Source organism: Achromobacter sp. MFA1 R4, assembly GCF_900156745.1.
GTDB lineage: Bacteria > Pseudomonadota > Gammaproteobacteria > Burkholderiales > Burkholderiaceae_B > Achromobacter.
Window position 1 is genome coordinate 469141 of sequence record NZ_LT707065.1, and the last position, 14511, is coordinate 483651.

A 14511-nucleotide genomic window follows, 5' to 3' on the forward strand; every position below is an offset into this window, starting at 1 on the left:
CTCAATCCGCTTGGACGTCGTTCTTCGAAACGGCGCGCTTCACTGATGCCCCAAACCTCAGCCGCCGGAACAAGAGCGACGCGACGAGCACAGTTGAAAGCGACGTGTACACAATGAGCCAGACGGCCAGTGCGATAAAGCCAGCGAAGCCCGCCCACGGCAATACGCCTACCTTTCCTCCGGAAAGAGCGAACATTACGCAGCAAAAGATGCACGTCGCGACAGCAATGACGCCGGGCACTGGCGGGAGTACGACTGTCAGCACCCGAATCAGCCAATCGCTTGTCGCCGGCGCGTTCACGGCGATATCGAGGGAATTCCGCGGGATCATCGATAGTTCCTGAAAATGGCCGGATTGAACTTGACCAGGATGTCCGAGTACTCCTTCGCCTTCATCACTCGGTCCCACTGGATAGCATTTTCCTCGCGCATCTGACGGACTTGGTCGCTCAGTAACCGTTCGCGAGCCTCGATCACTGGCGGCATTGTCGTTTGGTCCTTACCCGAGAATGCTTGGCGGATGGCGCGCAACGCAGCGTCCCCATACGAAATCGTTATTTCGTTCACGATCAATGGCTCAAGTTGCTTTGCGACTTGAGTCATTGATGCCGTGTTCTGTTGGGTTGCGACCAGAAGGCCTAGGAGAGGCGCCGATACCGCGTTCAGTAGAGCTCGCTGCTGCGCCGTGAATCCGCACTCGTTCCGCGTGCTTTCGCAACTGTTGATCTTCGCGATAATGGAATCCGCATACACTTGGTCCTTCGCGCCAAGCGTTGAACCGTACAGCAGCTTCGCGACGTGTTCTTTCACTCCCGTGAAAGACGATGGAACCGCTTCAAGCGTCACCGTGGTGCACGGCCCATCTGGAACCCGGTCAGCCGTGCTGTCGTTGTATCCACTAGCTGGACAACGCAGCATTTCCAGCCGGCTCGCTTGGCCCTCCTTGGCTCCATCACGGATGTTGTAAAGGTCGACGGTGCCCGCCCGAACCTGGCCAATGGATTTTGCGCTATCGCTGTCAGAGGAGTCTGCTCCGACAACGACAGTACCGGAAAGCGACATGACGAATTCCTTCGACGCCTTTCGCGTGGACTCGCCCGTCAACAGATTGCCGAACTCGTCTGCCGCGCCAGAGTTACCCAGCGCTTTCCACACGAGATTTCCGGTCTCCGTAATGGCGTTCTTGTCCGCGGCCTCCTTCGACTGGCGATTCGCGCTGCTGAAAAAGCCTTTGACCGAATCGGTGATGCTCGCCACCCGGTCGACAAAGCCTCCGCTTCCTTCCGAGTTTTCCGCGGAGAGCGACTCCTCTGAAGCAAACAACGCCTGCTTTCCCCAGTTCACGACGGTGTGGGCAAGAGCGCAGGTATTGCGAAGGTTCTGCATCAAGCTTTGCAATATCGACTGAAAGTCGCCCATGATCTTGCCGAGCGCAGGGTTGATATAGTCGATCGCCGCCTTGAATGCCACGCCGATTGCGTTCGCCGCGATTTGCCGAAGAAGGGCTTGCAGCTGTTCGCTATTGATGAACGAGAACGAGCCACCATAGAGATCTATGCCACCACATCCAGCAGCGAGCCTCGGCGGGTCAAACGCGATAAGGTTTATCGGACGAACCGGAGTGCGCACACCGATTCCCCCACCGACAAAGCCATTGCGTAGCTGGCTGTTAAACGACCCAGGTGCGGTCGCATTCGCAAACATGCCATCCAGCTCAGAGCTCAGCGAGGCCGCCTTTAGCTCCGGTGACATGCTTAAAGCGACGGCTAGTGCCGTAAGAACGACGGACCTTCGCATGTGAAGTCTCAACCTCATAGTGTTTTCCTTTTAGTACTGGCCCGACAGCCGCTCTTTCAAATAGCGCACCCACTCACCTGGGTCGTCGCCCGCTCCCGCCTTCATGTCCTCGGTACTGAGCACACCGCGATCGAACACGCGTAGCTTCTTCAGGATTTCTTCTGGTAGCAGCCCGTTGTAGTCGGCAGCGACGATGAGACGGTCACGAAGCTGATCCTGAGACATCATCCCTTGCGACAGGATGTAGTAGTTGTCCGGTGGGACCACGAACACCGTAGTGGGAGTGAGCCGCAGACCTAGCCGCTGCGCCTGGCCACCATTCGGGACAAACTCATCCTGTCCAAGCCCGGGGACCGCCTCGCCGTTCATCGAAATGAATTTGGTTAGGAAACCGAATTCGCGGGCAAGATCCCTCACAGCCGAGACCTGCGGCGGACAAAAGGCGCACGTCGAGTCGAAGAACACCCAGAGGCCACCGATCTTGCTGAGATGCTCCATCGCCTCGGTTTGGCCTTCCCCTCGATATCGCAGGAAATCTTTCTTCGCAAAGCTGGACAGTGGAACGCGATTGTTTTCGTCTAGATACGGATCGTTTGCCACAACCATCTGAACCTGGTTTGCATACCGTTGCGCTTTGTCCATCGCCACCCGTTGAGCGTATAGATATGCCTCCACGTTTTCCTTTGTTGGGTCGTCAATTGCTCGACCTAGAAGCACCGGCATCTGCTTCTGTAACCACTCTACGGAAAAAGGCTCCACCTCCTGCCGCCTGTAGGATGGAGGCTCAACAGCCTTGGGCGATTTGGGATCGGCTGGTGGCGTGGTTGCCTGCTGCTTTACCTGGTTCTCGTCTACAGGTTCGGGCTCCAACTCCGGATCTTGGTACCAAAACCAACCTTCGCCCTTGCGGTCATAAAAGCTTGTGTTTTGTGCAGCCGCCGCGGTCGGCAAGATCGCAGCGCACAACCACAGCCCGGCAAATATCTTGAGAATCGGATTTGCACACATCTAACGGTGTCCCACAAATGATTTATTTAAATCATACTTTTTTGATTTAAAAAAGGGGCCATGCCTGTCCAATAATTTGGTCTTGGTCCAGGAATCCCCAGTACCGGCCATCGTAGGATCCGGGCATGGTGCCGAGCAGCAGCGCCTTGCCCCCTGGAACCGTTGCATCTCCCTGCATGCGTAACCCACTTACGTCGAGCCGACTGGACAGGCCTAGCGGGCCCCAGAATTTCCCGTTGATGGAGATGCCCGAATCGTCCACGCGAACCCTATCACCTGGCAGCGCGGCCACGATCTTAATGATCCGCTGTCCATCCAAGGCATGGCCCATCAGTCCACCATTGGCGATGTACTCGACGTACATGCCGCGAGTAAGCCCGCCTTCGGGACGCCCAAGCCTTACAAAGTAGAAGGTGTGAGGTAGGCAGCGGTTCTCCTCCACCTGCACGTCCAGAGCAAAGTGCATCTTCTGGCGCAATGCGTCGGTGATTACCGGACGGGCCGAGAGCGCCAGCACGGCGCCCACCAGCGTTAACAATATTGCCGTCCGGTTCTTGCTCAGCTGGCGGCAGTTGGCCGCGATTCTTCGCCAGGAGCTTTGCAGGTAAGTCATCTACTTCTCTGCCCCCAAGCCCAGGCGTTCGGCGACGACTGTGGTGACATCCCCCAGGGGCGGGACAGCGAGTGCAGCATTTTTGTTCAGCACAAGAATTCCTGCACCTTCGTAGTCGCGAAGGACGCGAGCTAGTTGCGCCGCGAAATCTTGAGCGACATCGACCGGAGAGTTCACCTCCCCGGCAAGCGACGCCCTCTCATAGAATCGCTCAGCTAACCCTGCCGCATCGAGCACTACGACGGGCGTGCCACCGCCCATTTCTTGAGACGTAGCGGTCGATCGTGTCCTTTGCGGGGAATCCGTCTCAGCACTCAGCGGGCCGTCCGAGTCAAGGTTCCATGCCGCAAGAGTTGACGCAATTACCACCGCGACGAACACCGCGATCGCGAATTCCGGCTTTATGGCCTTAGGCCGCACCAGCCACAATCCCAATAAACACAGCAACGCCGCGCCGGCGGCCACGTACAAAAACGAGAACAAATTCATTCCGATCACCTTGCAAAAGAAGAGTTGTCTTGGCTCAGCCCATAGTGAGAGTGGGTTCGTGACGGGAAACCACACCGCGCGCCTCTTCGTCGAGGAATCTGCGGATAGCAGCGTCAGCCGAAACACCCTGATCGATCATGCGAAGGATCTCCGTCCGTTCCCTTCCGCTGGTGGAGAACATCACATTCGAATAGCGGCTTCGCACGAGTCGGTAGATCTCGTATGCGGAGTCGACTTTGAACATGAACTCGGAGTAGACGTTGTCCACTTTGTGAATCGAGTTGATCTGCTCCGCGCCATAGGCGTCGATTGAAAAGTGGTCTTGATTAAGTGCCTTCTGCACCTGATCCGGCTTCTGCTTGAGAATCGCATGCCACGCCGTGTTCTGGAGGATCGAGTCTCCGCGGGGAGATTTGCCGATATCCAGCAGACCCTGGGTCACGCAAGCGATTGCGCCAAGGTCTTTACGCGCGCGGGCGTAGGACTCGTCAATGCCCTCCGCCATGATCGGATTCAGCAGCCATTGTTTCGCCTCTTCCACCAGCAAGAGATTTCGAATGCCCTGGGTTTTCAACTTCTGTCGGCTGCGCGCGATCGCGGCAAACATCTGAAGCACAACCACGTCCCGCAGATGAGGAAGAAGCTTCAGGTCACCCATCTCCAGAATGATGAGTTGGGCGTCCATGTTGATGTTGAAGGGCTTGTTGAACCAATGGGCAAACTGGCCCGAGGCAAACGGGTATAGCTGCTTACCAATCGTCCGCGACAACTCGTCAGGCTGCGTCAACAGAAAATTGGCGACATCCTCGGGAATAGCCTCGTTCGTGTTGTTCATGTACGCAGCCGTAATCGCGCGCTCCAGAATCGGCCGCTTCACGTCGTCCAGCCCATCATTTGGCGCGGCCATCTTCGTGAAGATCGTCGAGAGCAGCGACATCTCTTCTTGAAGCCCCCCAATGGAATTGATGTGAAAGGATTGAGCGACAGAAAGCTTTCCTTGGAGAAGGTGATGACCTGGCATTTATCGGGGCCCAGCGACCGACCAAGCTTCTCGTAGGATCGGCCGTCATCGATAATCCACACCTTCACCCCTGAGGCCAGCATGTCGGAGACGACCGCCTGCACCCAAAAGGACTTCCCACTGCCAGATTCGGCATACACGAGGCCGTTTGCATTACCGGGTGTAGCCAGCGGGTCTATCATCGCGGCTTCGCCACGTCGTGTTAGAACTAGGGTTCCTGACGAGGTCCGACTCCCCGTTCCGTCGCCATAGATCGGCAAAAATCGCACGGCTTGCGGAACTGACATGGAGCGCAGGCGGAAGGAACGGTGCAACCCGCCTTCACTCCCATTCAATGGGAGGGCCTGCTCGAATACGGTGCGCAGGATTCGCTTGTCCTCTCGGATATCGAACTTCTTTCCTTTACCGCCGATCGCACGGTAGTAAGTGCACAAGCTTTCGCTGTATGAGCGAAGTCGGTCCTTGCTCTTCGAATAGATGACAAGCGCCATGGACACTTGCACGCCAATTTCACCGCGGCCGTTCAACGCGTGGACGAGCGTGTCGATACGCTTTTTCTTATAGCCAATAACGGGCCAGAGCTTGATCGTCGGCCCGTACGCCTGGTTGTTGATCACCGTCGACATCAAGCCGACCTTACGCTTAAGCGCCTGCTGATCGGGGTAAAGCATGACGAAGGACAGGTAGAAGGGCTCCTGGATCTGATTGGTGAGCCCCTTGGCGTCGCCTATCACCTCATTCATGATCCATGAGTGCGCACGCTGGGGGAAGTTGTTCACGCTGAGCACCTTGGCGAAATGCTGCCCGTCATTGAACGATATCGACGCGTGATCTTGGGAATAGTCGACCGAGAACGAGTTGGGAAGAATCTGCTCGTTGAGTGGACGTTCTTCGTCCAACGGGGCCACACAATCATCGTCTGAAGCCCAGGGGTTGTGGACCTTCTTAACGATTCGCCGATACCCCGCCTCGTCGAGCAGACGAAAATGAAAGCCCGCGGTCTTCAGGCGGTCAAACAGCCCTGTGACGTGCTCGGTCGCGGGTGCGAGATCGTCGGCCGCGACGTCAGCCGCGGTCACTGGCACTTTAATTCCCACAAAAAGCCGTTTTTTGTGGACCCGGACTCCATTCGTCGGAATGAGCGGCTGCGTGGTCCCTGACGCTATGTATTCGGCATGCTCGCGAGCCATCGAGGCCAATATGCCGCCAGCACCGGCCTTCCCTGAGAGGTAGCCCTCCACAATGGCATCGATGTCGGGATCGGCGAGGATACCCCAATGAATGATGGACCCCGCGGGAAGGTTCGCAGACAAGGATACTGAAAGGCGCTCAACGAACTGGTTGTCGGTTCCCACCACCGGCGAGGTGACACCCACCGCGCCAATGAAACGCTCCTTCAACCGTTTGGATTCGAAGTAGAGGATATTGGAGGAGTCATCCCACGCAGTGACCGTGATGTTCTCGGCGGGATGGTTTTTCTTGAGCTTGCTCATTATCTGGCGTCCGGGGTGGGGATGATTGCGATCGCGAGGCTGCCGACTAGCGGGCATGCCAAGCTCAGCGAAGGGTGCACAGTAAAACTAAGGCAGCGGGTCCGGGCATCGAGCCGGACGTCGCTGCCTTCCTGCATTTGCTACTTGGTAGAGCAGATAGAGGGATCAGTTCGCCTCTGCGCAGGCACCCCTAGAGGGTGAGGCCGGGAATCCCGGTAGTTACGACGTGCGCGACGACCTCGGGCAACCCGGACGCACGCGCCTTCACGACAGCATCGACGAACGGACCGATAAGGAACGCCACGCCCACACCGATCGCGGCGGGCTTGAAAGTCATCATGACCGCCGTGGCCACAAGCCCGAACAGGACCGATACGAGGCCAATGGCCAGGCCAAGCGAGCCGTTGTACTCGTCTTCCAGGAAGTCGTTGAATTCGGTCAACGCGTCGCCGCCGCCACCAGCATGTGCTGATGCCAGCGACACAATGGCGATAATGATGAAGGCGGCGACCATGAGCAGCCATTTCGGAGGGTTCTGAATCGCACTCTCGCTGGAACCGGAAGCCATCGGCTTGAGGGAGATTTCCATGTTTTATTCCTTTAGTTTCTATCCTTGGTTGGTGAGATTTTCGTTCGCTACGGGTTGGTGATTTGTGGCATTCCTCCCATGTCCTTAATGCTGTTTTCCCTGGTGCTTGTTGCAGAGGATTCGGCGGGTTCCTGAGATCCGCCGGAGCGCGGCACACGCGGCGAACCGACAGCCTTCGCACCCGCCGGCCGCACCATCTTCGCCGGCGCCAGAATTCCTCGATTAACGAAACCAGCCGCCCCCATAGCCCAGCGGCGGGGCTGGACTTCGGTGAAGACGTACGAGGGGTAATGCAGGTCGTCACGTGCGTCGATCCACGGTGCCACCCAAATGCGCATCACCACGGCGGGCTCGCGAACGGGCTTACCGTAGATGTCGCTTCCAGCGCCCGGGCCAGCCCCGGCACCGACGGCCGTGACCAGGTCATAGGAGCCTGCAACCGTAGCTCCTTGCGTCCGCTGCCGATCGCTCTTGCCAGCCGGAAAGCTTCCGATCTGCACATTGCCCGCGACCGCCCCGGATTCAACGTCCTTCATGGTCACCCCGAAGGGCAAATCGCTCTCCCTCAGAGGCATCGGTTGATCGGTCGACTTGATGACGGCCATCGGCGTTTTGCACGTAATTCCGTCTTGCAGCGAATCCGGATTGTTCGGATCCATGCACGTGAACGAAGAGCGGCCGCCCGCGGGATCCAAGATCGACGCGCAACCGCTGAGGGCCACGGTTAACGAACACACCAATAGGAGCTTCTTCATTTCAGTACAAATCCTTTCTTAAGTGCCACGGTCACCTTCCTGCCGGCGTCAACTTCGAGCACCGGCATCATTTGATCTGCCAACTTCAGGTAGTACTCGCTCACGCTCTTGGCGGCGTCGGAGAGGCCTGTTGCAAGCCCGGTCTTTCCGATCGTGCTGGCGTCGACGGACTGAGTCTGGACGCTTCCCGAAGGGTTGAGATCCAAGCCCTGTACGCGGGTCGGCTTTAACGCGTCGCCGAATCCGGACAGCACGCCGGCCATCAACGTCTTTGCGATCAGCTGCCCCTGCTTGGAAACGAGCCGTCCCCGCACACCCACGCGCCCGTCTTCGCCTAGCACAAACCCATCCAGCGGAGCCTCTACGACGCGAGGCTCTTTGGTCGGATCGTCATTGGGAATGATGCAAGCGATACTCTCGGTGCGCAGCTGGGCACGCTCGTCGGAAAGTCCCCCGTAGCCTGCGACCAGCACGCGGCAATCATTCAGCGACTGCGACGTATGTCCATTGGGCATTGACGAAATGCCCTTAACGCGGAGGATTCCGGGTACCGCGTTCACTTTTGCCTTGGCGGACTGGTCAGTCGGAGCGTCCATACCCGTGATGAGGTGCCCTTCAAACACCGTGGTCATCGGGACGTATTCACCAGGAGCCTCGGAATCTGTCCGTGGCTCTTCGGGCTTTGGCGTGGCGTTCTCGGTAACCCGGATGCGAATGGCCTTCACCTCCGGACTGGCCGTGGGTGCGGCCATCGGAGCTCCGGAAGGCAAAGAAGAGGCTGGGGCATTCGGAAGCTGATATCCCGCACCCAACTCCTTCTTCCCTTCCAGCGAGTCCAGGCGTGTGCTCAGCTTCTGGACCTCAGAAAGAATGTCCTTGGACACGCCGTCCGCGCCTGGCGCCGATTTGATCTTGTCAATCGCGTCCTCCAAACGACCGAGGATTTGCTTCCGGGCCTCTCGCTCCTGCTTGATCTGGTCTCCAAGATCCTTCAACTGCTTTGATTGCGCCGTAAGGTCGCCAGCGAGCATCTCGACCGTGCGATCCTTCGGCTTTGGCAGCAGCATGTTTGCCGACACCGGGGGCTCGGGATTCTTCGGGACGCGCTTCTTGGGCGCGGGCTTCAGAAGAATGAAGAGCAGCACCACGACGACGATGAAGCTGACGCCGACGATCCCCAGACGAACACCCGAGCCTTGCTCGTTCCACCAGTCCTTCAGACCTTTCTTCTCGCTCATTGCGCTCCTCCCTGCCCCGTGGCGGACTTGTCCGCGACCACGAAGAGATCGGTCTCCGCTCCACCTCCCACGACGGAGGTTGGGAAGAATGCAACCCCGCGAACACCTTCCGCCCAGAAGGAGGGCTCTTGCAACTCCACCGTCCGATCAGCCGGTCCAGATACCCGGTACCGGTAGATGTCGTAGTGCGCCCCAGAATGCCGCGACAGGGGCCGGATGCTCACCTCACCGATAGCTGCAACCGCAGAAGGCATGTATCCCTCAGCGTAGCCCTGCAATCGCCCTCCCGACGCAAGGGTCCGCAACGCGTAGACAAGTTGATCGGTGTACACATCAGACTTTGCACGCGCATCGAATCCGGACGTCGATGAACCACCAGCGTTAGACCCGCCGTTCAACTGAAGAGGAATCACCTGGTTGGGTATCGATTTCGGAATGAGGAGAAGCGAGATGACGGGATCCCCCGGCTGGTCGCCCGTGATGTAAATCGCCTGCGCATCAGTCGCACCATTGGCGTGCACGTACACAGACGAGCCGTTGGCCGTGATAACCATCTCCCCAAGTTGAGGCTTTTTGTCTTCGCCGCTCGTAGCGTCGATTACCTTCGCTCGCGCAAAAGGCGTCGCGATGCGGTTCATGTACGTGGCCGAGATGTCGACAGGCACGGTCTCCTCCCCCGTCACAGGGACCACGTTGCTCCGCTGGACGGCTTCGCCAGGCATGGTGCCGACACCAGGCATCGCCTGGCGTTGCACGGGAGTCTGTCCTGGGGGGGGCAACTTGTACTGGTCCACCGCGAAGGCGTTCGACGCGGCGCATGACGCCAGAAGTAGGCTATAAACGACTCGCTTCACTTACTCTCTCCTTGCTCATTGTTCTGACGCCGCTCGTCGCTCATCAGATCTCTGGTTTCGACGCTGCCGCCGGCCGCGCCGAAGCGAACAGCGTCGTCGAACCAAGGATCCTTTGCGGCGTCTTCCGCACGTTGATCCGCCGCGTGCTCAGCCGCCTCGCGCTCCAACGCGCGACGGTTTCTTGATTGCCAATGCTGGCTTTTCTCTTGCTTGCCTGGGTAGTGATCGAACTTGGAGATCTGCGGCCAGCCGTTCTCGATGGCGACTTGGATTTCGTAAACGTACGGAGTTCCTTTCCCGATCGGGCCGGCCGTAGTCGTAGACTGGAGCTCGCCCTTGATGAATACCGTCTTGGTGCGCGCCTCGTAGTCCATTCCGGTCGCAGTGAACGTCACGCTGCCTCCGCGGTCCTTGAACACAGGATCCATCGCAAGCGCGAAGAGTCGGCGCCTGACTTCCGGATAAATCGCCGGCGACGTGATGAGCCCCATCGCGTCTGCCACAAACGTCACGTTCTTGGGGCTCACGTTCCCCGTAAGGGTCGCCGCAGTTAATGCAACGCTGATCAGGTAGTCCTTGGACGCACTATCCGCACTGATCTCTGCCTCTACTGTCATGCGAGGCGGCACCAGGCGAGTCACGACGTCCTTCTTCAGCCAGCCGTACAGCGCTCCCAAGGTGACCACGCTCTCAATCAGAAGAATCACGAGCAAAAACTGGACGCTTCGCTCGGCGCTTCGCCAGGACTTCGTCAGAAAGTTGAGCTTCATGACCACAGCACCCCATGCTTCGCGTTCCGATACAGCTTGTTGATACCCGCCCAACCTGCTGCAAATACGATGTGTGGGATAGCTCCCATCATCTCGTTCTGCTTCCAGCGGCGCATCCGCGCCGTGAACCAAAGTCCGATGGCGGCGCCAACGAACGGCCACATGCCGCGAGCGATGTAGCCGCCCAGGAAGCACAGCATCAAGACCAGGAACTCGTCCATTTCCCATAGAAGAAATGAAGGCATGTCGTCCGTGTGCGCAGGAATATCAATTTCGTCGATCATTGGTTGCACTCCTTGTTGTTCGAAGCAGGAACAATCCTTCCGCCCACGACTTGCGCTCCAGGCACGTGGCATGCGGCAGATCCTGGCGAGACGGCCCCAGGGGATGGTTGTGGTTGACGGGCCGCGGATTCCGCGATGCCCGGATTGCTACGCGGCGTAGCTCCCACCGCCTTAGCTCCGCGCCTAAGTTGAGCCGGACGATCGCCGCTGACCAAGATCTCCACCCGGCGGTTCAGACTCTGATCCGCGAAGCTCACCGGTAGCCTCTTTCCGTACCAGCGCGCTTCGATTGATTTGGCGGGCACACCAGCGACCTCCAGCGCGCGTTTCACCCCCTCCGCCCTGCGCTTCGACAGGGCGAGGTTGTAGGCGTCGGTACCACGCTCGTCCGCATGCCCCACCACCAGATACGAGACGCCCTGCCCTGCAACTTGCGCGGCAACCAGCGCCGCAGCGTTCGTGGACGCCGACTCCGACAAATCGAAATCGAATCGAACGACTTGGCTCAATATGAGTCTCGGATCCTTCCGGTAACTCGTATCGATCCACGTTCCGGGACGGTACGTAGACGGCCCTTGAACCGACCACACCGGTTTGAGCTTCTCTGGTCCCACCCGTTTCGGTGTCGCGACCGCATGCTCAGAGTGCTCAGGGACGGTTACGAGGGCGGACGTCTCGGGCACGATCCACTCGCGCATATCGAACTGACCCTGGCCCTCAGGTGCAGCCGCCATGCTCGACGTCACAACAAGAGCACTTCCTACCAAGCCAATAAAACGCCGCATTCGGACGCCTCCCACTATTTGCATTGCGTGGTATTTTAGCGATGAATGTTTATATCTCAACCTGTGAATGTTGATTTTTTGGGCGTCGGGCCACGCGCCCCAGGGAGCTAGGAGGAAATGAAAGGAATAGGCTTTTTTGGAAATCGCTTGGGCGGGGCGGCCGACACCCTAGCCTTAGCGGCAATTTCGTCGTCAGTGTTGACCACGTCCCCGTTCTTCAGCGGCCTGCCTACTGTGCCCTCATACGCTCTTGCTGGGCTAGGTGCTGCATGGGTGGCCGGACGCTGCATGCACGGCTTGGCTGGCATGCATCTATTCCGCTCAAAGCTCAATATCCGTTCCAGCGACCTGCTCTCAAACGATGGCATGCTGATCGGGTATACGACTGATCGCGGGCGTGCCGTTCGGCTCCCAGACGAAGCGCTGCCGTACCACGGCATGGTCGCGGGTCGAAGCGGCTATGGAAAAACGACTTTTGCCCGGCTGATGATGCTGCAACAGATCATCCGAGGTGGCGGGTTGCTCATGATCGACGCCAAGCTCGACAGCGACGACATGTCGTGGGTTGCGCAAGTCGCCCGCTGGGCCGGACGATACCAAGACATGCAGTTCATAAACCTCGGAGATCCCGCCAACAGCAACAGCTACAACTCCGTTCTTGAAGGCGACCCGGACGAGGTCGCCGACAGAATATTGACGAGCCTCCCCGCTCCAGAAGTGGCCCCGGCCGCGGAGCACTATCGTCAGTCCGCAAAGCAGGCACTCGGGGCGATCGTCGGAGGAGTCCAGGCGCTTGGACTGGCATACAACTGCATTGATCTCTCCATACTGCTACACAACGAGCGCGCACTATCCGAGCTAGAGGAGCGCCTTCGCTCCGTGCTGCCTCACCATCCCGCAACGAAGAATCTTTCGCTTTGGATTGAGCAGTACCGAGGTGGTTTCGGGAACGACACGGGACCGGCCTCAGCCAGGATCAACATGAAGCGTCTGAAAGAGACCCTAGGCGGCATCGCCGGGCGGTTGCATGCGTTCGGCACTGGGACCTTCGGCGAAGTCGGGTCGTCGTACAGCCCGGACGTGCGTCTGTTCGACAGCATGATGTCGAACAAGATTACATACGTCTCTTTGCCAACGATGGGGAAGGACGAATCCGCCCGAAATTTTGCGAAGATGCTCCTGGCAGATCTTCGATCCGCTATCGCGCGGATACAGCAGCTACCGAAGTCGCACCGATCGCGTATCCCATATCTCGCCCTGCTGGACGAGTTCGGCGCCTACGCGCTGATGGCGATGAATCGAGTATTTGAGCAGGCAAGAAGTGCCGGAATCTCGGTGTGGGCGATGTTCCAAAGTATCGCCAACCTCGATGCCGTGTCACCAGATTTTCGCGACATGCTGGAAGAAAACACCGATACAAAGCTGTTCTTCAAGCTCGCGAGCCCGAAGACAACTGAGGAGGCAGCCAAGATGATCGGCAAAGGGACATTCTCCAAGACGACCATCAGCGCCACCAGCCGTGCGTCCGAGTCGACGCCAAAAATCACGCCCGCGCCGGAAGGCGGGCTCAGCACTGATGCGGGATACGCGATCGCAGAGTCAGAGGAGGAGCAGTACCGCGTCACTGAAGATGACCTGAAGAAGGTCGACCGTGGTGAGTGCATCATGCTCTATCAAGGGTGCGAGCTATTCAACCTGCGGATACCAAACATCACGATCTCGAAATGGCTATCGTCCAAGGCAGTTCCTATCCGCGTCAATCGCACCAAACGTAAACAAGTAAAAGGCTGCGACTATTTCAAGAATGCGGACCGGTATCTGACCGCAGCAAAGGCTGCCAGAGCTTGAAGCACGCCCGAACCTCTATCACCGCTATGCACGCTATGGACAACAAAGGTTATGGTCGAACAAATTCAATTTTGGGGCTTGATAGCTCTCGTGATAGTGCTTGGCCTACTTCTGGCGAGCTGGACGAGGGCGATTTTGATCTACCTGTTTACGGATCTGGTATCACCTGGCCTGACGGCGGTGGCGAAGCCAGTTCTACTTTGGATCGCCTACTTGCTCAAGACAATTTGGCTGGACCATTGGGTGATCATCCAGAATTTGCTGAAGCCACACTCCGCGATCTTCCCTTCCCTATCTGCAAGAAGGAAGCACCCAGTCGAGAAGTCATAGCCAAGCTGACGGTCGATGACTTTGAGGAAGGTCCGGAACGATGGGCGCTTCTGGCAATCAAAACGGCCGTACAGCTTCTGTTGAACAGTCGTGCGAAAGATCGGGACATCATGAACGCCGGCCGTTGGCTCCTGGGATTCGATGATGGTCCTCTCTCGTTCGAGAACTGCTGCCGCGTTCACGGGGCCCGACCGGGCGTCGTACAGCTACGTCTGCAATTCGAACTGTGGAAGCGGTGGCACGTATTTTCAGAGCCTATTCAACTTGGTCTATTTTCTTTGCCGGAGGAGGTTGCAGACTCCATTCGCATGCGCGGCGGCCGCGCCGCAGTGAACGTGGCTGAGCGGATATGGCAGCAGCCGGGCATTATGACGTTGGACGCCGTGCGAGATCAGGACGAGTGCGCCGCACTTGAAAGGCTCGATGAGGCTTCTCTCGCATCCCAACAGGGAGACAACTGGTATCTCACCGGACGCAACCCCTCGGCAAAAGGAAGGCGGGACAGCAGCTGGTCCGATCTTTTCCCATGGTGACGACTAGTTGTCGAACGATCGTCAGAGGTGGGCTGCGTGCCCGGCGGACGTGGTGCTACGGCGAGAGCGACGAAGAAAAGGCCCTGTACGGGCCTATTTTATTG

Annotated in this window: 16 protein-coding genes; 2 read left to right on the forward strand and 14 right to left on the reverse strand. The window is 58.1% G+C overall.

Annotation, left to right across the window (positions count from 1 at the left end; all coding sequences use genetic code 11):
- Position 1 precedes the first annotated feature (1 nt).
- The 14 genes from BXA00_RS02120 to BXA00_RS29475 all read right to left on the reverse strand — a co-directional run bounded on the left by BXA00_RS02120 (position 2) and on the right by BXA00_RS29475 (position 11720).
- Positions 2–331: a hypothetical protein gene (locus tag BXA00_RS02120; RefSeq protein WP_076515807.1), complete on the reverse strand. Its 330-nt coding sequence runs from the start codon at positions 329–331 to the stop codon at positions 2–4.
- Positions 328–1752 (reverse strand): conjugal transfer protein TraH, encoded by a 1425-nt coding sequence (locus BXA00_RS02125; protein WP_165601248.1) that lies wholly within the window; start codon positions 1750–1752, stop codon positions 328–330. The genes BXA00_RS02120 and BXA00_RS02125 overlap by 4 nt, the downstream gene beginning before the upstream one ends.
- 75 nt (positions 1753–1827) lie before the next feature.
- Positions 1828–2805 carry a conjugal transfer protein TraF gene (gene traF / locus BXA00_RS02130; protein ID WP_076515809.1) on the reverse strand — a complete coding sequence of 326 codons (978 nt, stop codon included), beginning with the start codon at positions 2803–2805 and terminating at the stop codon, positions 1828–1830.
- A gap of 46 nt (positions 2806–2851) precedes the next feature.
- On the reverse strand, positions 2852–3418 hold the full coding sequence (locus BXA00_RS02135; RefSeq protein WP_054470934.1) for a S26 family signal peptidase: 567 nt from the start codon (positions 3416–3418) through the stop codon (positions 2852–2854).
- Positions 3419–3907 carry a hypothetical protein gene (locus BXA00_RS02140; RefSeq protein WP_054470933.1) on the reverse strand — a complete coding sequence of 163 codons (489 nt, stop codon included), beginning with the start codon at positions 3905–3907 and terminating at the stop codon, positions 3419–3421.
- A 34-nt stretch (positions 3908–3941) separates the two neighbouring features.
- Positions 3942–4844, reverse strand: a complete 903-nt coding sequence (locus BXA00_RS02145) for a hypothetical protein (RefSeq protein ID WP_156902723.1) — start codon at positions 4842–4844, stop codon at positions 3942–3944.
- Entirely contained in the window at positions 4781–6421 is a 1641-nt protein-coding gene (locus tag BXA00_RS02150) for a TraC family protein (protein WP_076515813.1), read from the reverse strand. Before BXA00_RS02150 ends, BXA00_RS02145 begins: the two co-directional genes overlap by 64 nt.
- Before the next feature lie 190 nt (positions 6422–6611).
- Positions 6612–7010, reverse strand: a complete 399-nt coding sequence (locus tag BXA00_RS02155; RefSeq protein ID WP_054470931.1) for a hypothetical protein — start codon at positions 7008–7010, stop codon at positions 6612–6614.
- 47 nt (positions 7011–7057) lie between these two features.
- Positions 7058–7765 (reverse strand): TraV family lipoprotein, encoded by a 708-nt coding sequence (locus tag BXA00_RS02160; protein ID WP_054470930.1) that lies wholly within the window; start codon positions 7763–7765, stop codon positions 7058–7060.
- A complete protein-coding gene (locus BXA00_RS02165; RefSeq protein ID WP_054470929.1) occupies positions 7762–9003 on the reverse strand; it encodes a TraB/VirB10 family protein in 1242 nt (413 codons plus the stop codon). Before BXA00_RS02165 ends, BXA00_RS02160 begins: the two co-directional genes overlap by 4 nt.
- Positions 9000–9857 carry a type-F conjugative transfer system secretin TraK gene (locus BXA00_RS02170; protein WP_054470928.1) on the reverse strand — a complete coding sequence of 286 codons (858 nt, stop codon included), beginning with the start codon at positions 9855–9857 and terminating at the stop codon, positions 9000–9002. The genes BXA00_RS02165 and BXA00_RS02170 overlap by 4 nt, the downstream gene beginning before the upstream one ends.
- Positions 9854–10627: a TraE/TraK family type IV conjugative transfer system protein gene (locus BXA00_RS02175; protein ID WP_054470927.1), complete on the reverse strand. Its 774-nt coding sequence runs from the start codon at positions 10625–10627 to the stop codon at positions 9854–9856. Before BXA00_RS02175 ends, BXA00_RS02170 begins: the two co-directional genes overlap by 4 nt.
- Entirely contained in the window at positions 10624–10911 is a 288-nt protein-coding gene (gene traL, locus BXA00_RS02180; RefSeq protein ID WP_054470926.1) for a type IV conjugative transfer system protein TraL, read from the reverse strand. Before traL ends, BXA00_RS02175 begins: the two co-directional genes overlap by 4 nt.
- The gene (locus BXA00_RS29475) at positions 10908–11720 is read right to left on the reverse strand and encodes an OmpA family protein (protein ID WP_083714146.1); all 813 of its coding nucleotides are present in this window, start codon (positions 11718–11720) and stop codon (positions 10908–10910) included. The genes traL and BXA00_RS29475 overlap by 4 nt, the downstream gene beginning before the upstream one ends.
- Before the next feature lie 264 nt (positions 11721–11984).
- Between BXA00_RS29475 and BXA00_RS02190 the strand changes: the two genes are divergently transcribed.
- Complete coding sequence (locus tag BXA00_RS02190) at positions 11985–13544, forward strand: type IV secretory system conjugative DNA transfer family protein (protein WP_172805844.1); 1560 nt, start codon at positions 11985–11987, stop codon at positions 13542–13544.
- Entirely contained in the window at positions 13541–14407 is an 867-nt protein-coding gene (locus BXA00_RS28670) for a hypothetical protein (protein ID WP_139208510.1), read from the forward strand. Before BXA00_RS02190 ends, BXA00_RS28670 begins: the two co-directional genes overlap by 4 nt.
- Positions 14408–14511: the final 104 nt, after the last annotated feature.

Bases quoted from the DNA above. Each gene is read 5' to 3' on its own strand.
- BXA00_RS02120 (WP_076515807.1), bottom strand. From the start codon at position 331: ATGATCCCGCGGAATTCCCTCGATATCGCCGTGAACGCGCCGGCGACA.
- BXA00_RS02125 (WP_165601248.1), bottom strand. From the start codon at position 1,752: ATGTCACCGGAGCTAAAGGCGGCCTCGCTGAGCTCTGAGCTGGATGGC.
- traF (WP_076515809.1), bottom strand. From the start codon at position 2,805: ATGTGTGCAAATCCGATTCTCAAGATATTTGCCGGGCTGTGGTTGTGC.
- BXA00_RS02135 (WP_054470934.1), bottom strand. From the start codon at position 3,418: ATGACTTACCTGCAAAGCTCCTGGCGAAGAATCGCGGCCAACTGCCGC.
- BXA00_RS02140 (WP_054470933.1), bottom strand. From the start codon at position 3,907: ATGAATTTGTTCTCGTTTTTGTACGTGGCCGCCGGCGCGGCGTTGCTG.
- BXA00_RS02145 (WP_156902723.1), bottom strand. From the start codon at position 4,844: ATGTCGCTGCTCTCGACGATCTTCACGAAGATGGCCGCGCCAAATGAT.
- BXA00_RS02150 (WP_076515813.1), bottom strand. From the start codon at position 6,421: ATGAGCAAGCTCAAGAAAAACCATCCCGCCGAGAACATCACGGTCACT.
- BXA00_RS02155 (WP_054470931.1), bottom strand. From the start codon at position 7,010: ATGGAAATCTCCCTCAAGCCGATGGCTTCCGGTTCCAGCGAGAGTGCG.
- BXA00_RS02160 (WP_054470930.1), bottom strand. From the start codon at position 7,765: ATGAAGAAGCTCCTATTGGTGTGTTCGTTAACCGTGGCCCTCAGCGGT.
- BXA00_RS02165 (WP_054470929.1), bottom strand. From the start codon at position 9,003: ATGAGCGAGAAGAAAGGTCTGAAGGACTGGTGGAACGAGCAAGGCTCG.
- BXA00_RS02175 (WP_054470927.1), bottom strand. From the start codon at position 10,627: ATGAAGCTCAACTTTCTGACGAAGTCCTGGCGAAGCGCCGAGCGAAGC.
- traL (WP_054470926.1), bottom strand. From the start codon at position 10,911: ATGATCGACGAAATTGATATTCCTGCGCACACGGACGACATGCCTTCA.
- BXA00_RS29475 (WP_083714146.1), bottom strand. From the start codon at position 11,720: ATGCAAATAGTGGGAGGCGTCCGAATGCGGCGTTTTATTGGCTTGGTA.
- BXA00_RS02190 (WP_172805844.1), top strand. From the start codon at position 11,985: ATGCACGGCTTGGCTGGCATGCATCTATTCCGCTCAAAGCTCAATATC.